Source organism: Streptomyces melanogenes (genome assembly GCF_014649795.1).
GTDB classification, from domain to species: domain Bacteria; phylum Actinomycetota; class Actinomycetes; order Streptomycetales; family Streptomycetaceae; genus Streptomyces; species Streptomyces noboritoensis.
The window spans coordinates 1-15,521 of sequence record NZ_BMTS01000006.1 but is presented as its reverse complement, the minus strand read 5'-3'; the positions used below and the strand labels follow the sequence as shown (position 1 = coordinate 15,521).

17 protein-coding genes are annotated in these 15,521 nt (G+C 71.7%); 7 read left to right on the top strand and 10 right to left on the bottom strand.

Annotated features, from left to right (window positions below; all coding sequences use genetic code 11):
• Positions 1-11: 11 nt before the first annotated feature.
• Entirely contained in the window at positions 12-914 is a 903-nt protein-coding gene (locus IE252_RS14705; RefSeq protein WP_190089848.1) for a helix-turn-helix domain-containing protein, read from the top strand.
• Here IE252_RS14705 and IE252_RS14700 read toward each other — a convergent pair.
• The 4 genes from IE252_RS14700 to IE252_RS14685 all read right to left on the bottom strand — a co-directional run bounded on the left by IE252_RS14700 (position 889) and on the right by IE252_RS14685 (position 5,022).
• The gene (locus IE252_RS14700) at positions 889-1,575 is read right to left on the bottom strand and encodes an ABC transporter ATP-binding protein (RefSeq protein ID WP_190089847.1); all 687 of its coding nucleotides are present in this window, start codon (positions 1,573-1,575) and stop codon (positions 889-891) included. The two genes, IE252_RS14705 and IE252_RS14700, sit on opposite strands and share 26 nt — an antisense overlap.
• 51 nt (positions 1,576-1,626) lie before the next feature.
• Positions 1,627-3,081, bottom strand: coding sequence for an ABC transporter permease (locus IE252_RS14695; protein WP_190089846.1), 1,455 nt, complete (start codon positions 3,079-3,081; stop codon positions 1,627-1,629).
• 201 nt (positions 3,082-3,282) lie between these two features.
• On the bottom strand, positions 3,283-4,548 hold the full coding sequence (locus IE252_RS14690) for a L,D-transpeptidase (protein WP_190089845.1): 1,266 nt from the start codon (positions 4,546-4,548) through the stop codon (positions 3,283-3,285).
• Between the two features lie 123 nt (positions 4,549-4,671).
• Positions 4,672-5,022 carry a hypothetical protein gene (locus tag IE252_RS14685; RefSeq protein ID WP_190089844.1) on the bottom strand — a complete coding sequence of 117 codons (351 nt, stop codon included), beginning with the start codon at positions 5,020-5,022 and terminating at the stop codon, positions 4,672-4,674.
• 109 nt (positions 5,023-5,131) lie between these two features.
• Between IE252_RS14685 and IE252_RS14680 the strand changes: the two genes are divergently transcribed.
• Positions 5,132-5,407, top strand: a complete 276-nt coding sequence (locus IE252_RS14680) for a hypothetical protein (RefSeq protein ID WP_190089843.1) — start codon at positions 5,132-5,134, stop codon at positions 5,405-5,407.
• A gap of 85 nt (positions 5,408-5,492) precedes the next feature.
• Here IE252_RS14680 and hutH read toward each other — a convergent pair whose 3' ends face one another.
• The 5 genes from hutH to IE252_RS14655 form a co-directional block, all read right to left on the bottom strand.
• The gene (gene hutH / locus IE252_RS14675; protein ID WP_190090166.1) at positions 5,493-7,034 is read right to left on the bottom strand and encodes a histidine ammonia-lyase; all 1,542 of its coding nucleotides are present in this window, start codon (positions 7,032-7,034) and stop codon (positions 5,493-5,495) included.
• Positions 7,035-7,306: 272 nt separating this feature from the next.
• On the bottom strand, positions 7,307-8,461 hold the full coding sequence (locus IE252_RS14670) for a GGDEF domain-containing protein (protein ID WP_190089842.1): 1,155 nt from the start codon (positions 8,459-8,461) through the stop codon (positions 7,307-7,309).
• Between the two features lie 69 nt (positions 8,462-8,530).
• Positions 8,531-9,331 carry an enoyl-CoA hydratase/isomerase family protein gene (locus IE252_RS14665; RefSeq protein ID WP_190089841.1) on the bottom strand — a complete coding sequence of 267 codons (801 nt, stop codon included), beginning with the start codon at positions 9,329-9,331 and terminating at the stop codon, positions 8,531-8,533.
• A gap of 163 nt (positions 9,332-9,494) precedes the next feature.
• Positions 9,495-10,652: an adenylate/guanylate cyclase domain-containing protein gene (locus tag IE252_RS14660; RefSeq protein WP_101389772.1), complete on the bottom strand. Its 1,158-nt coding sequence runs from the start codon at positions 10,650-10,652 to the stop codon at positions 9,495-9,497.
• 165 nt (positions 10,653-10,817) lie between these two features.
• Complete coding sequence (locus tag IE252_RS14655) at positions 10,818-11,678, bottom strand: biotin--[acetyl-CoA-carboxylase] ligase (protein WP_190089840.1); 861 nt, start codon at positions 11,676-11,678, stop codon at positions 10,818-10,820.
• A gap of 135 nt (positions 11,679-11,813) precedes the next feature.
• Between IE252_RS14655 and IE252_RS14650 the strand changes: the two genes are divergently transcribed.
• The 4 genes from IE252_RS14650 (at position 11,814) to IE252_RS14640 (ending at position 14,474) form a co-directional block, all read left to right on the top strand.
• Complete coding sequence (locus tag IE252_RS14650) at positions 11,814-13,406, top strand: acyl-CoA carboxylase subunit beta (protein WP_190089839.1); 1,593 nt, start codon at positions 11,814-11,816, stop codon at positions 13,404-13,406.
• Between the two features lie 9 nt (positions 13,407-13,415).
• Positions 13,416-13,622 (top strand): acyl-CoA carboxylase epsilon subunit, encoded by a 207-nt coding sequence (locus tag IE252_RS14645; RefSeq protein ID WP_190089838.1) that lies wholly within the window; start codon positions 13,416-13,418, stop codon positions 13,620-13,622.
• A gap of 70 nt (positions 13,623-13,692) precedes the next feature.
• Positions 13,693-13,821: a morphogenic membrane protein MmpB gene (mmpB, locus tag IE252_RS43955; RefSeq protein ID WP_257583798.1), complete on the top strand. Its 129-nt coding sequence runs from the start codon at positions 13,693-13,695 to the stop codon at positions 13,819-13,821.
• Between the two features lie 47 nt (positions 13,822-13,868).
• The gene (locus IE252_RS14640; protein WP_190089837.1) at positions 13,869-14,474 is read left to right on the top strand and encodes a Maf family protein; all 606 of its coding nucleotides are present in this window, start codon (positions 13,869-13,871) and stop codon (positions 14,472-14,474) included.
• A 91-nt stretch (positions 14,475-14,565) separates the two neighbouring features.
• Here the strand turns inward: IE252_RS14640 and IE252_RS14635 are convergent, their stop codons facing one another.
• A complete protein-coding gene (locus tag IE252_RS14635) occupies positions 14,566-15,015 on the bottom strand; it encodes a hypothetical protein (protein WP_229848363.1) in 450 nt (149 codons plus the stop codon).
• A 404-nt stretch (positions 15,016-15,419) separates the two neighbouring features.
• Between IE252_RS14635 and IE252_RS43950 the strand changes: the two genes are divergently transcribed.
• Positions 15,420-15,521 (top strand): biotin carboxylase N-terminal domain-containing protein (locus IE252_RS43950; protein ID WP_184742946.1); only part of this gene is annotated, 102 nt, incomplete at its 3' end.

The following is a 15,521-nucleotide window of genomic DNA, read 5'->3' as shown; positions in this document are numbered from 1 at the left end:
ACTGGGTTGTCATGGACCAGCGTGCCGAACTCAGCGAATTCCTCCGCTCCCGCCGGGCCCGGCTCAAGCCCGGGGACGTGGGCCTGCCCGACTTCGGGCGGCACCGCCGGGTGCCGGGGCTGCGCCGGGAGGAGCTGGCCCAGCTGGCCGGGGTGTCGGTCGCGTACTACACCCGGCTCGAGCAGGGGAACGGGCACAACGTGTCGGCCGAGGTGCTCGACGCGATCGCCCGGGCGCTGCGGCTGACCGACGCCGAGCAGCAGCACCTCACCCACCTGGCCAAGCCGACCGCCACCAAGAAGAAGAAGTCCGGCGGCGGGCGGCAGGCAGCGGTGCGGCCGCAGCTGCACCATCTGATCGACTCGATGGAGGCGGTCCCGGCGTACATCCTGGGCCGCCGGCTCGACCTGGTGGCCTGGAACCGGATGGCCGCCGCCCTCATCGGCGACTTCGTCGACCTCCCGGCGGAGGAGCGGAACCTCGCCCGCCATATCTTCCTCGACCCGACCGCCCGCGAGCTGTACGTGGACTGGCAGGACAAGGCGGTCGAGGTGGTGGGCGTGCTGCGGCTGTGCGCGGGCTGCTATCCGGACGACCCGCTGCTGACGGCCCTGGTGGGTGAACTCTCGGTCAAGAGCGACGAGTTCCGTACGCTGTGGGCCGCCCACACCGTGCGCCAGAAGGGCCACGGCACCAAGCGGCTCCACCACCCGGTGGTGGGCGAGCTGACGCTGTCGTACGAGACGCTGAAGCTGCCCGAGGAGCACGACCTGTCGCTGGTGACGTACTACGCGGAGCCGGGCTCGCCGTCGGCGGACTCGCTGCGGCTCCTCGCGAGCTGGGCGGCCGCCCCGGACCTCTCGGGCCCCGGCGACCGCCCGGCTCCCGTCACGCCGCCGACGCGTTCTCCGTGATCGTCACCCTCCCCTTGCGGATGACGGCGATGCGCGGGGCGCGGCGGGCCAGGGCGGTGTCGTGGGTGACCATGACGAAGGTCAACCCGTGCTCCTTCCACAGGCCTTCGAGCACCTCCATGATCTCGTCGCGCATGCCCTCGTCGAGGTTGCCGGTGGGCTCGTCGGCGAGCAGGACCTTGGGGCGCTTGACGACCGCGCGGGCGATGGCGACGCGCTGCTGCTGACCGCCGGACATCTCGCCGGGCAGATGGGCCAGGCGCTCGCCGAGGCCCACCGAGGCCAGCGCCTCGGCGGCGCGCTCGCGCCGGTCGGCGGCCTTGAGGCCGAGCGGGACGAGGGCGGTCTCGACGTTCTCCTGGGCGGTGAGCGTCGGGATCAGGTTGAAGCTCTGGAAGACGAAGCCGATGGACTCGGCCCGCACCTTGGTGAGCCGCGCCTCGGGCAGGCTCGCCAGGTCGACGCCGTCCAGGACGACGCTGCCCTCGGTGGGCCGGTCGAGCCCGCCGAGCATCTGGAGCAGGGTGGACTTGCCGCCGCCGGTGGGGCCCTGGATGACCAGGCGGCCGCCGTCCTCGATGGTCAGATCAACTCCGGCGAGCGCGTCGATGGTGTCCTTGCCCCGCCGGTACCGCTTGGTGACGCCGCTGAGTTCATACATGACTCGGGGTCGGTTCCTTTCGTACGTACGTGAGTGAGCGGTGCGCGGCGGCTATTCGACGCGGCGCAGGGCGTCGGCCGGGCGCAGCCGGGAGGCGCGCCAGCCGCCGAAGCCGCCCGCGACGAGACCGCCCGCGACGGCCAGGGCCACTGCGAGGCCGATGGTGGTGACGGACACCGGCGCGGTGAGGGCGATGTCGACGGCCTTGGCCGCGGTACGCCGCCCGAAGCCACCGCCCCCGCCAAAGCCACCGTTGCCGCCGCCCCCGCCGCCCCCGCCGCCCAGCTTGGCGGTGAGCGTGGGGCTGATCGCGGTGACGGCGTACGCGCCCGCGAGGCCCAGGCCGATGCCGAGCACCCCGCCCATCAGCCCGTTGACCAGCGCTTCTCCGACGACCTGGCGGGTGACCCGGCCGCTCTTCCAGCCGAGCGCCTTGAGCGTGCCGAACTCCCGCACCCGGCGGCTGACCGCCGACGAGGTGAGCAGCCCGGCCACCAGGAAGGCGGCGGCCAGCACGACGATCGAGAGCCACTTGCCGACGCTGGAGGCCAGGTCGGAGGCGGTGGAGAGGGAGCCCGATACGGTGTCGGCGAGATCGGCCGAGGTGGTCACCGTCGTCCCCGAGACGTTCTTCTGGATCGCGGACTTCACCCCGGAGATCTGCTGCGAGTCGGCGGCCTTGACGTAGACCGTGGTGATCTTGTCCTTGGCACCGGCGAGCGTCTGCGCCTGCGCGAGCGGCAGATAGACGTTGGCGGCGGCGTCCCCGCTGTCGGCGGTGGCGACCCCGATGACCGTGTACGCGATGTTGGAGACGGTGATGCTGCCGCCGGTCGCCAGCTTCTTCTCCTTGGCGTACGCGCTGTCGAGGACCGCGACCTTGGCGGCGCCCTCGTCGGTACGGAAGGTACGGCCCGAGGTGATCTTGGAGGAGGTCAGCGGGCCGAGCTGCTGCTTGGCGACGTCCGTGCCGTACACCGTGAAGGAGTTGACGTCGAAGGAGGCGCCGCCGCCCTGGACCTCACCCTGCGGACCGCCACCGCCCCCGCCGCCCTTGGCGCGCTGCTCCTGCCGGAACTGCTTGAACTCGCCGCGGGTGAACTGCCCGTTGACCTTCAGTACGGTCAGGTTCAGCCCGCCGACGGCGTCCGCCACCCCGCTCTGCTTGCCGACCTGGTCGACGGTGGAGGAGGCGAGGGTCTGGAAGCCCTGCACCATCACCCGGTCGCTGGACTGGCTGGTGCTGTCGCCGCTGCCCTTGGCGTCGAACTTGAAGCGCGGCCGCCCCTCGTCCGAACTGCCGGGCGGGGCGGCGGCCTTGGTGACGGTCATGTCGGTGCCGAGCCCGTACAGCGACTGCAGGACCTTGCCCTGCGCCCGGGTCATCCCGGTCGACACCGAGCTGACCACGATGACCAGCGCGATACCCAGGGCCAGCCCCGAGGCGACGACCAGCGCCGCCTTTCTGCGGCGGCGCAGCTCGCGCCGGAGGTAGGTGAAGAACATGGCGCGAAGGTAGGGGGGCGCGGTGATGGTGGGTTAAGGCGACGATGAGAGGCGAATGAGAACGCGAAAGGGGGCGCCCCGTTATGGGACGCCCCCTTCGTGGTGCCGAGCCCTTAGGGGCGCGGGGCTGTGACATTTGCGGCTCCGCCGCGTGGGCGCGACCAGCCACGAACAACCCGCAGTCGGCCGACGACCGAAACCTCAGACCGCAGACCCGGCCTTCCAGGCCGCCCAGCTCATGTTCCAGTCACTGAACCCATTGTCAGGCGCAATGGTCTTGTCACCGGTGTTCTTCACGACGACAACATCACCCACGATCGAGTGCTCGTAGAACCACGCCCCCGCGGTCCCCGAGTCCCCCGCGCCCTTCGTGTCGGAAAGCCCCACACACCCGTGGCTGGTGTTGGCGGTGCCGAAGATGGACTTCGCACCCCAGTAGTTGCCATGGATGAACGTGCCGGACGCGGAGAGCCGCATCGCGTGCGGGACGTCCTTGATGTCGTACTCGCCCTTGCCGTCACCGTCGGTGAAACCGACCGTCGCACCGTTCATCCGGGTCTCCTTGAACTTCTCGGAGATCACCATGGTGCCGTTGTACGTCTTGTGGTCGGGCGCGCCCGCCGAGATCGGGATCGTCTTGACGGTCTTGCCGTCCTGAGTGACCGTCATCTGGTGGGTCTGCGCGTCCACCGTGGAGACCTGGTTGCGGCCGATCTTGAAGGTGACCGTCTTCTCCTGCACGCCGGTGACGCCCGGCTTGCCCTCGACGCCGTCCAGGTCGAGCTTCATGGTGACGGTCGAGCCGGACTTCCAGTAGTCCTGCGGGCGGAAGTCCAGGCGCTGGGCGCCGAACCAGTGCCCGACGACTTCCTGGCCGCTGCTGGACGTCACCGTGATGTGGGACTGGACGTCCTTCTTGTTGGCGATCGCCTTGTCGAAGGTCACCGACACCGGCATGCCCACGCCGACCGTGGAGCCGGACTCCGGCGTGAAGTTGCCGATGAAGCTGTTGGCGGGCGAGACCGTCGCGAACGAGGCGTTCTCGTGGGCCTCGCGGCCCTTCGCGTCCTGCGCGGTCGCCGTGATCTTGTACTTGGCGGAGCGCTTCAGCGCCTTGTCCGGCACCCAGCTCAGGCCGTCCGCGGAGATCTTGCCCGCGACCGGGGTGCCCTCGGCGGACGTCATGACGACGGAGGTCAGCTTGCCGTCGGCGACGGAGACCTTGGTGTCGTTGTTGATGCCGACGTTGTCGGCGCCGTTCTTGGGCGTGATGGTGATCTTCGCGTCGGAGGTGTCCTTCTCGGCCGCCTTGTCGACCTGGGACTGCGACGTCTTCGATGCGTCGGCGCCGCCCTTGTCCTTGCCGTCGTCGTTGCATGCCGACAGCAGCAGTACGCCGCCGAGCACCGCGGACGCGGCCACGAGACCCTTGCGGCGCTTACTCTCCGTTATCACACGCTTCTCCATCGTTGCCGGTCCCCCAAGCCATCGACTGAACAACATAGCCACTGAGGCTGTGGTTCCTTTTGCGGAGGAGGTGTGGGAAACACCACCCGGGCCGGACAAACCGGCCCCGTGGCTCCTCGGACGTCACGGCCTCGGGCCGTCGTCTCCGTCCTCCTCGTCGCCCTCATCTTCCTCGTCGAGGTCCCAGTCCTCGTCGTCGGGGTCGTACTCGATCTCCTCGCTGCTCCAGGAGGCCTGTGCGAGCTCGACCCCCGGCACCTCGGCGACCAGGTCGAAGGGGTCGACCAGATACGCCAGGGCCTCCGCCTCGTCTTCCCGCACCGCCGACCGGGCATGCGCGCGTTCCTGGTCCGGAAGGAGCTCGTCCGCCGCGATGCGCTCCAGAGCCGCGCCGGTCAGCGCCTCCGGGTCATCGATCTCCAGTACCAAATCCACCCGGAGGCGGACATAGCGTGGTGTCTCTTCTGTCGTCATGCGACGGAGCGTAGGGCTCAAGGCCGCCGCGACTTTCCTGCGACCCGCTGCTTTCACTAGCATCGGTCCACACCACCAATTCGCCGTATCCACAAGGGGGATCGACTAGGTGTCCGTCGCTCGCCGGCCTCTGCTCACCGCCACCGCGGCGGGCTCGCTGCTCTGCGCTCTGTGGTTCGTCCCATCGGCCAACGCCACGGACGGGAAGCCACCGTCGGCCCCGGCCCGTTCGACGGCCGCCACGGCGGGCACGGAGGCGGATCTCGCGCTCGCCGACACGGGCACCGTGGACACGTCCCCGTACCTCTTCGGCGGCACGCTGTTCCTGGGCCTGGGCGCCGGTTTCGTCGCCTTCTCGGTGCGCAGGGCGCGCCAGCAGTACTGAAGCTTTGCGGAAGTACTGAAGCGCTCGTACGTGAAGGGGCGCCCGGGAGGTTCCCGGGCGCCCCTTCACGTACCGCGTACGGGTGTCAGGCCAGCGGGCCGGTCACCGGCTCCACCGCCGCGACCAGCTGCCCGCTGCGCACGAACGCGTCGGCGGCGGCCAGGTCGGGGGCGAGGAAGCGGTCCGGGCCGGGGCCGCCGACACCGGCTTCCCGGGCGGCCTTGATGGCGGCCTGGGAGGCGGGCGCGGGGGTGAGGCCGTGGCGCAGCTCGATGCCGCGGGTCGCCGCGTACAGCTCGACGGCGATGATCCGGGTCAGGTTGTCGATCGCGGTCCGCAGCTTGCGGGCGGCCGACCAGCCCATGGAGACGTGGTCCTCCTGCATGGCGGAGGACGGGATCGAGTCGGCGGAGGCCGGGACGGCCAGCCGCTTCATCTCACTCACCAGGGCGGCCTGGGTGTACTGGGCGATCATCAGGCCGGAGTCGACGCCGGCGTCGTCCGCGAGGAACGGCGGCAGGCCGTGCGAGCGGTTCTTGTCGAGCAGGCGGTCGGTGCGGCGCTCGGCGATGGAGCCGAGGTCGGCGGCGGCGATCGCCAGGAAGTCCAGGACGTAGGCGACCGGGGCGCCGTGGAAGTTGCCGTTGGACTCCACGCGGCCGTCCGGCAGAACGACCGGGTTGTCGACGGCCGAGGCGAGCTCGCGCTCGGCGACGGTGAGAGCGTACGCGATGGTGTCACGGCCGGCGCCCGCGACCTGCGGGGCGCAGCGCACCGAGTACGCGTCCTGGACGCGCGGGGCCTCGTCCTGCTGGAAGTGCCCGGTCAGGCCGGAACCCTTCAGCACGGCCAGCATGTTCGCGGCGGAGGCGCCCTGGCCCGGGTGCGGGCGGATGGCGTGCAGCTCGGGCGCGAGGACCTTGGCGGTGCCGAGCAGCGCCTCCAGGGAGAGCGCGGCCGTGATGTCGGCGGAGGTGTAGAGCTTCTTCAGGTCCGCGAGGGCCATGACCAGCATGCCGAGCATGCCGTCGGTGCCGTTGAGGAGGGCCAGGCCCTCCTTCTCGCGCAGCTCGACGGGCTCGATGCCGGCCTCGGCGAGGAGCTCGCCGGCGGGCCGGACGACGCCGTCGGGGCCCTCGGCGTCGCCCTCGCCCATCAGGGTCATCGCACAGTGCGAGAGCGGGGCGAGGTCGCCGGAGCAGCCGAGCGAGCCGTACTCGTGGACGACCGGGGTGATGCCGGCGTTCAGGATGTCCGCCATCGTCTGGGCCACGGAGGGGCGTACGCCGGTGTGGCCGGAGGCGACGGTCTTCAGCCGCAGGAACATCAGCGCGCGCACGACCTCGCGCTCCACGCGCGGGCCCATGCCGGCCGCGTGCGAGCGCACGATGTTGCGCTGGAGCTGGGCGCGCAGGTCCGGGCTGATGTGCCGGGTGGCGAGGGCGCCGAAGCCGGTGGAGACGCCGTACACGGGCTCCGGCTTGGCGGCGAGGGCGTCGACGATCTCGCGGGCTCTGGCGAGGGCGTCCCGGGCTTCGGGCGAGAGTTCGACGCGGGCGCCCTGGCGGGCGACGGCGACGACGTCCTCCGGGGTCGTCCCGGACGTCCCCACCACGACAGTGTGCATATCCATATTCAGCAGCGTACGGATTGAATCGGCGTGTGTCACTAGCCGGAGTTCCCCCACCCCGCCCCTTCCCGGCTGTGACACTGTGCGGCTCCGCCGCGTGGCCTGGGCGGGCGGCCGGGTGCGTCGCCTGCGGACCGTGGTGGGTTGCTCGCGCAGTTCCCCGCGCCCCTAAATACCTAGGGGCGCGGGGAACTGCGCGAGCAGCCATCCACGGTCCGCGGGCGAACGACTACCGCCGGAGGCTTTCGGGAAGGGGCGGGGCGGGGTGATTACCCCCGGCCCCGGAACCGCCGCCGCTCCGCCCGCTCCGGCTGCGGCATGTCCGCGAGTTGGACCACCGCCCCGTCCCGCCCCGCCACCACCGGCGTGGTCGAGCGCGCCGCCTTCGCCCGGTACTGCGCGGCGTCCGCGAGGCGGAACAGGCGGCGGGCCGAGCGCACCGGACCGATGGGGTCGCCCGTGGAGGCCACCCCGCAGGCGACCCCCTCCCCCAGCTCCAACTCCCCCGCCCGCAGACACAGTTCGGACGCGACCTCGACGACGTCGTCCGGCGGCGGCCCCACCGACAGCAGACAGAACTCGTCCCCGCCCAGCCGCGCCGCCAGCGCCCCCGGCAGCTTCGCCCCGCAAAGGGAGAGAACCGAGCCGAAGCGCTCCAACAGCCGGTCCCCCACCGCATGGCCCCGCGTGTCGTTGACCCGCTTGAGCCCGTTCAGGTCGCACACCACCAGGCTCACCACCGCCCCGTCCCGGCGGTGGCTCTCGACCGCCTCGTCGAGCCGTACGTCCACCGCCCGGCGGTTGGCCAGACCCGTCAGCGGGTCGGTGAAGGCGAGGCGGCGGACCTCCTCCAGGCGTTCGGTCTGGGCGATCCCGGCCGCCGCCACCGACGCCAGCACTGTCGCGAAGTCCGCGTCCGCCGCGTCGAAGACGGGCGCGCCCACCGGCCGGGCCACGTACAGCTCGCCCCACGCCCGCCCGTGCAGCACGATCGGCGCGACCACGCAGCAGCCGCGCCCGCGCCGCCGCAGCGCGGTGACCCGCTCGTGGCAGTAGCCCGCCGTATCCCCGGGCCCGGCGGCCGTCTCCACCCAGGCGTTGGGCTCACCCCCGCCCGCCCACCGCTCGTGCAGGAACTCGGTGATCTCGGGGAACTGGTGCACCGGATACGTCTCGTCCTCCGGGAACTCCTCCTCCCCCTCGGCCCGTTCGCCCGCGTTCACCAGGACCCGCAGCCGCCCCAGCTCCCGCTCCCACGTGGAGAGCGCGGCGAAGTTCCCGGCGAGCGCGTCCCGCGCGCCGAGCGCCGCCGCCCGCCAGGACTCGCGCGGGGTGTGGGCCGCCGCCATGGCCTGTGCCAGCGACACCACGGCCCGCAGCCGTACGTCCTCGGTCCCGCCGACACCCTCACCCTCACCGCGCATCCCTCCAGCTTAGGGAGGTTTGCCCCGTTTTGATCAGTTGGCCGGGCCCGGACCGACTACAAGATCAGCTCACTCGCCCGGCCACTGCGGCTTCCGCTTCTCGTTGAACGCCGCGACGCCCTCCGCCCGGTCCCCCGAGAACGCCACCGACCGCCACGCCGCGTCCTCGACCTCCAGGCCCGCCCGCAGGTCGAGCCCGTGCCCCAGCCGCATGGCCCGCTTGGCCGCGCGCAGCCCGACCGGCGAGTTCGCGGCGATCCGCGCGGCCAGCGCCAACGCCTCGTCACGGTCCTCGCCCTCGCCCACGAGCACGTCGACCAGGCCGAGCTCGCGCGCCTCGCCCGCCTCCACCCGCCGTGCGGTGAAGACCAGTTCGGCCGCCCGGGCCGCGCCCACGCGCCGGGGCAGCAGCTGCGTACCGCCGCCGCCGGGGATGACGCCGACCGAGACCTCCGGCAGCCCGACGACGGCCGTCGCGTCCGCCACGATCAGGTCGCAGGCGAGCGCCAGCTCGAACCCGCCCCCGAGCGCGAAGCCGTGCACGGCGGCCACGGTCGGCATGGGCAGCTCCAGGACGCCGGTGTAGCAGGCTCGTGCGGTGGGCCGCTGGCGCACCAGCTCGGCGTCGGTGAAGGAGTTGCGCTCCTTGAGGTCGGCGCCCACGCAGAAGGCCCGCTCGTGCGTGGAGGTCACCACGACCGCCCGCGTCGAGGGGTCGGCTGCGAGCGCGTCGCAGGCGGCGGCGATCGAGCGGGCCATCTCGGTGGACACGGCGTTCATCGCCTTGGGCCGATCGAGCACCAGCTCGGCGACGTACCCGTGCCGCTTGACGCCGACGAACTCCCCGTACCGCTGCTCACCCGTACCCATGAGACCCTCCCGACGACGTTAACGAACGTTACGTCGGGAGATCCTAGGTGGGCGCGTCAGCGCCCGTAAGGGGCGCGGGGCTGTGACACCTGCGGCTCCGCCGCGTGGGCGCGACCAGCCCACCACGACCCGCAGACGAATCGCGGCCCCCAAAGCGGAGCGCTCAGGCTCCTCTACGGTGCAGCATCCAGGGCTCCACCACGCCAAGGCCGCGCACCGGCCGCTGCCACATCGGTTGCAGTGCGAAGCGGTACTTGGGGGGCTCCTCGCCCTCCTTCTCCGCCTTCGCCGCCTCCTCGGCGGCCTGCGTCTCCGACACCGGTGCGTCGCCCGTACGCGCCAGCTCCTCCGCGAAGGCGCCGTCCACCAGGACCGAGTCCTTGGGCGCTATCGAGGTGAGTCGGCTGGCGAGGTTCACGGTCGTGCCGAAGACATCGCCCATCCGGGTGGTGACCGTGCCGAAGGCGATGCCCACGCGCAGCGCGGGCATCGTCTCGTCGTGGCCCATGGTCTCGATCAGCCGGAGCGATATCTCGGCGGCCGTACCGGCGTCGTCGGCGGCGAACAGGACCTCGTCGCCGAGGGTCTTGATGAGGCGGCCGCCGTGCGCCGCGACCAGGTCGGCCGCGGTCGTCTCGAAGGCCTCGACGAGCTCGCCGAGCTCCTCCTCCTCCAGGCGCCGGGTGAGCCGGGTGAACCCGACGAGGTCGGCGAAGCCGACGGCGAGCCGCCGGTCGACCATCTCCTCGTCGTCGGCCGCCTGCACCACGCGCCCGGTCGCGGCGGCCAGCTGGCGCCGCCACACGTACACCAGGAACTCCTCCAGCTCCGGCAGGAGCAGCTCCACCAGCGGGTACGTGACCTCCGTGCGGGTCATGCCGGGCTCGGGCGGCTCGGTCAGGCCCTCCAGGAAGGAATCGATCTGCCATTCGGCCAGCCGGGCGGTGGTCTGCCCGGTGGAGCGGGCCACCTGCACCGCCATCGGCTCGCTGAGCAGCCCCGCCTCGACCAGACCGGCCAGGCGCCGCAGCGCCAGCACGTCGGCCTCGGTGAGCGCCTTGGCCTGCCCGATGTCCGCGAACCCCATGGCCCGCCAGAACCGCGAGGCCAGCTCCATGGAGACGCCCGCGGTCCGGGCCGCCTGGAACGGCGTGTACCGGCGGTCCGCGCCCAGGATCAGCTGCTCCAGGCGGATGGCGAGCGGATCGGCGGTGGGCTCGGCGGTGTGGTCCACGACGTGGTGCGGGGTCGGGTACGCGGAGGGCGCCGGCTCCGAGGGGGGGCCGGCACCCTCACCGGACTGCGTGTCGTCGACGGTCACCAGCCGCCTCCTGCCCGTTCCCTGCGCACTTCCCTGCCGATCTGTCGCTGGATCGGGCTCCACGATACGGCAGGTGTGCCGTAGCTCACGTCCTCGCACCCGTTGCCTTGTCGCTCGACGTCGCGCGAAGTCACTCGGAGGCGGTGCGCGGGCGAAGCCACCGGCTCAGTCGGCCGCCGGGCGCAGGTGGACGATGTCGCCCGCCGCCACGGGCTCCCGTCCGCCCCCCTCGGTGGCGAGGACGAGCCGTCCGTCCGCGTCCACCGCGACCGCCTCGCCGGTCAGCGAGCGGTCGCCGGGGAGTTCGGCGCGCACGGTCCGGCCGAGCGTGGCGCAGCCCGCCGCGTACGTCTCCTGGAGCCGGGACGCCGCCGGGTCGCCGCCCGCCTCGCGCCAGTCCACGTACCACTGCTCCAGGGAGCGCAGCACGGCCCGCAGCAGCGTCTCGCGGTCGGTCGAGATCGCGTCGGCCAGCAGCAGCGAACCGGCGGCGGGCACCGGCAGTTCGTCGGCGCGCAGGGTGACGTTGAGGCCGATGCCGACCACCACGGCGTCCTCGCCCGCCCGCTCGGCCAGGATCCCGCCTGCCTTGCGCTCCTCGCCGCCGACCGTGACCAGCAGGTCGTTGGGCCACTTCAGCGACGTGTCGACGCCCGCCGCGCGGGACAGTCCGGTGGCGACGGCCACCCCGGTGAGCAGCGGCAGCCAGCCCCAGCGGTCCACCGGGACGCCCGCGCCGGGCCGCAGCAGCACGGAGAAGAAGAGGCCGGAGCGGGCCGGCGCCGACCAGCTGCGGTCGAGGCGGCCGCGCCCGGCGGTCTGCTCCTCGGCCACCAGGACCGCGCCCTCGGGGAGCTCCTTGGCCCGGGCGGTGAGGTCGGAGTTGGTCGAACCGGTCTCCTGGACCACGTCCAGGGAGGTCCACAGGGCGCCCGGCCGCACCAGGGCGTGGCGCAGGGCGGAGGCGTTGAGAGGGGGCCGGCCGAGGTCGGACCAGCGGCTTTCGGATGCGTCCTGGGGCGTCATACGAGCCAGGTTAGGCGCGCGGGCGCAAGCGCACCCCGGTGTGGCAAACGACGCACTGCCGAACGGTATCCGCGCCACTACCCTACGAGTCAGTAGCCAGCCGAAACCCGTGACCAGGCAGGGAGCCGCATCCCGATGTCCGAGCCGGAGCAGCAAGACGTGACTGACATCCACACGACCGCGGGAAAGCTCGCGGATCTGCAGCGCCGCATCGAGGAGGCGACGCACGCCGGCTCCGAGCGGGCTGTGGAAAAGCAGCACGCCAAGGGCAAGTTGACCGCCCGTGAGCGGGTCGACCTGCTCCTCGACGAGGGGTCGTTCGTCGAGCTCGACGAGTTCGCCCGGCACCGCTCGACCAACTTCGGGATCGAGAAGAACCGCCCGTACGGAGACGGTGTCGTCACCGGTTACGGCACGGTCGACGGGCGCCCGGTGTGCGTCTACTCCCAGGACTTCACCATCTTCGGCGGCTCACTCGGCGAGGTCTACGGCGAGAAGATCGTCAAGGTCATGGACTTCGCGCTGAAGACCGGCTGCCCGGTCATCGGCATCAACGACGGCGGCGGCGCCCGCATCCAGGAGGGCGTGGTCGCGCTCGGCCTGTTCGCCGAGATCTTCCGCCGCAACGTGCACGCCTCGGGCGTGGTCCCGCAGATCTCGCTGATCGTCGGGCCGTGCGCGGGCGGCGCGGTCTACTCCCCCGCCATCACGGACTTCACGGTGATGGTCGACCAGACCTCGCACATGTTCATCACCGGCCCGGACGTCATCAAGACGGTCACCGGCGAGGACGTCGGCTTCGAGGAGCTGGGCGGCGCGCGCACCCACAACACCACCTCGGGCGTGGCGCACCACATGGCGGGCGACGAGAAGGACGCGATCGAGTACGTCAAGTCCCTGCTGTCGTACCTGCCTTCGAACAACCTGAGCGAGCCCCCGGCCTTCCCCGAGGAGGCCGACCTGGAGCCCTCGGACTCCGACCGGGAGCTGGACACGCTCATCCCGGACTCCGCGAACCAGCCGTACGACATGCACACGGCGATCGAGCACGTCCTGGACGACGGCGAGTTCCTGGAGACCCAGGCGCTGTTCGCGCCGAACATCATCACCGGCTTCGGCCGCGTCGAGGGCTTCCCGGTCGGCATCGTCGCCAACCAGCCGATGCAGTTCGCCGGGTGCCTGGACATCAACGCCTCCGAGAAGGCCGCGCGCTTCGTGCGCACCTGCGACGCCTTCAACGTCCCCGTCATCACCTTCGTGGACGTGCCGGGCTTCCTGCCGGGCGTGGACCAGGAGTACGGCGGCATCATCCGGCGCGGCGCCAAGCTGATCTACGCGTACGCGGAGGCGACCGTCCCGCTGATCACGGTCATCACCCGCAAGGCGTTCGGCGGCGCGTACGACGTCATGGGCTCCAAGCACCTGGGCGCCGACCTCAACGTGGCCTGGCCGACCGCGCAGATCGCGGTGATGGGCGCGCAGGGCGCGGTGAACATCCTGCACCGCCGCACGATCGCGGCCGCGGAGGACGTCGAGGCGACGCGCGCCGAGCTGATCGCGGACTACGAGGACACGCTCCTCAACCCGTACATCGCGGCCGAGCGCGGCTACGTGGACGCCGTGATCATGCCGTCCGAGACCCGTGCGCACATCGTCCGGGGCCTGCGTCAGCTGCGGACGAAGCGGGAATCCCTCCCCCCGAAGAAGCACGGCAACATCCCCCTGTAAGGAGCCGCTGTGATCAAGGTCGTACGGGGCAACCCGACCCCCGAGGAGCTGGCCGCCGCACTGGCGGTGGTCCAGGCGCGCGCCGCGGCGACGGCCTCCACGTCGTCCGGTGCGCCACTGCCCCCCGAGGAGTGGTCGACCCCGGCCCGCATCGCACGGCATCCGGTGCCGCGGCCGGGGCCGCGGGCCTGGGCGCGGACGTACTGGCCGGCGTAGTCCCCGGGCCCCCGGCGCTTGAGTACGGGTACTCAGGCGCCGGGACCGCGACGGCCGCAGTATCGAAGGCATGCTGTGGTCCGACCCGAAGAACGAGCCGCCGAAGGAACTGCGCGACGCCCAGGCGATGATGCGGCGCGCGGGCCTGGTGCTGGCGCTGCTCATGGTGCTGGGGATGTTCGTGGTCAGCCTGCACTGACGTACGCCCCGGCCGGGCGGCGCCCCGCGCTGTCTACGATGACCCGTATGACTGCCGCCGCTCGCCGCCTCGTCCTCGCCTCCGCCTCGCCCGCCCGGCTCGGTCTGCTGCGCCAGGCCGGCCTCGCCCCCGAGGTCATCGTCAGCGGGGTCGACGAGGACGCCCTCACCGCCCCCACCCCCGGCGAGCTCGCCCTCGTCCTGGCCGAGGCCAAGGCCGACGCGGTCGCCGCCCGCCCCGAGGCCGCCGGGGCCCTGCTGATCGGCTGCGACTCCGTCCTGGAGCTCGACGGCGAGGCGCTGGGCAAGCCCGCCGACGCCGAGGAGGCCACGGCCCGCTGGAAGTCCATGCGCGGCCGCGCCGGGGTGCTGCGCACCGGCCACTGCGTGATCGACACGGCGAACGGCCGCCGCGCCTCGGCGACGGCGTCCACCACGGTCCGCTTCGGCGAGCCGAGCGACGCGGAGATCGCCGCGTACGTGGCGAGCGGCGAACCCCTCCACGTGGCGGGCGCGTTCACCCTGGACGGCCGCTCGGCCCCGTTCGTGAACGGCATCGACGGCGACCCGGGCAACGTGATCGGCCTGTCGCTGCCGCTGCTGCGCACGCTGCTGGCGGAGCTGGGAATCGGGATCACGGACCTGTGGGACTGAGCTGAGCTTGGCATCCCCGTGCGCCACAGCGCCCCTTTAGGGGCGCGGGGAACTGCGCGCCCAGCCACCCACGGCCCGCAGACGAAATCGCTCAGGCGGCAGCAGGCTCAGGCGGGGTGCCATTGCCCGGCGGGGCTTCGACAGGCTCCCCATCCGCCGGCTCCGCCGGCAAACGCGGGGCATACATCAGCAGCACCAGCACGATCAGCGCCAGCACCACCATCATGAACGCGAACGCGACCCACCCCACAAGCCCCACCGTCAACGCCCCCAGCACCCCATGCGTCACCGCACACGTGATGAGCACGATCCGCCCGAACCGCCCGGGCGCCCGGTCCCGTACGCCCGCGAGCAGCAGCACGACCCCGCAGACCGCCAGGTAGAACCCGAAGACGCCACCCATCGCGTACGTCGTGTTGGACATCGTGTCGGAGTCGACCCCGCCGAGGGACATGTTCTGCCGATGGACGGCGTGCCCGAAGAACCAGTTGATCAGGACGATGCCGACGGCTTCGGCCAGAAGAACGATCGCGGCCACCACAGCCACCGGTCTGCGCGCCACGGCGCACCACCCCCTGCTTACACCCAGCCCCTGTTACCGGTAGTACGTCTGACATCCCGAACGCTACTAACGGGTAAACCCTTGGGCAAGGGTCCCGACGACACGGTGAGCAGGATCTTCCACTCGCAAAGAATCATTCCGCCATTCGTAGGGACTCCACAAAGAATGTGAGGGACCCGCTGGCCTCGGGGACAGAGACCTTGACCACACCAGAACGCTAATGTGCCGAGCAGGGACCCGGCGTACCGTGGTGCGACAAGGGATTTCGCGACATGAGCGAGCCGCGGGTCACACTCCGTGTGGGCAAGCTCACCACGGGGGACGGGTCGTGGGCCGGTGTACGGCTTCCCTAAACTCAGCTTGTTTTCAAGGAGGGAGCCATCGTGCGCAAGGTGCTCATCGCCAACCGTGGCGAAATCGCTGTCCGTGTCGCCCGTGCCTGCCGGGACGCCGGGATCGGGAGCGTAGCCGTCTACGCCGATCCG

Bases quoted from the DNA above. Each gene is read 5' to 3' on its own strand.
- hutH (WP_190090166.1), bottom strand. From the start codon at position 7,034: ATGCACACTGTCGTGGTGGGGACGTCCGGGACGACCCCGGAGGACGTC.
- IE252_RS14650 (WP_190089839.1), top strand. From the start codon at position 11,814: ATGTCCGAGCCGGAGCAGCAAGACGTGACTGACATCCACACGACCGCG.
- IE252_RS14690 (WP_190089845.1), bottom strand. From the start codon at position 4,548: ATGGAGAAGCGTGTGATAACGGAGAGTAAGCGCCGCAAGGGTCTCGTG.
- IE252_RS14655 (WP_190089840.1), bottom strand. From the start codon at position 11,678: ATGACGCCCCAGGACGCATCCGAAAGCCGCTGGTCCGACCTCGGCCGG.
- IE252_RS14640 (WP_190089837.1), top strand. From the start codon at position 13,869: ATGACTGCCGCCGCTCGCCGCCTCGTCCTCGCCTCCGCCTCGCCCGCC.
- IE252_RS14700 (WP_190089847.1), bottom strand. From the start codon at position 1,575: ATGTATGAACTCAGCGGCGTCACCAAGCGGTACCGGCGGGGCAAGGAC.
- IE252_RS14695 (WP_190089846.1), bottom strand. From the start codon at position 3,081: ATGTTCTTCACCTACCTCCGGCGCGAGCTGCGCCGCCGCAGAAAGGCG.
- mmpB (WP_257583798.1), top strand. From the start codon at position 13,693: ATGCTGTGGTCCGACCCGAAGAACGAGCCGCCGAAGGAACTGCGCGAC.
- IE252_RS14705 (WP_190089848.1), top strand. From the start codon at position 12: ATGGACCAGCGTGCCGAACTCAGCGAATTCCTCCGCTCCCGCCGGGCC.
- IE252_RS14665 (WP_190089841.1), bottom strand. From the start codon at position 9,331: ATGGGTACGGGTGAGCAGCGGTACGGGGAGTTCGTCGGCGTCAAGCGG.
- IE252_RS14685 (WP_190089844.1), bottom strand. From the start codon at position 5,022: ATGACGACAGAAGAGACACCACGCTATGTCCGCCTCCGGGTGGATTTG.
- IE252_RS14670 (WP_190089842.1), bottom strand. From the start codon at position 8,461: ATGCGCGGTGAGGGTGAGGGTGTCGGCGGGACCGAGGACGTACGGCTG.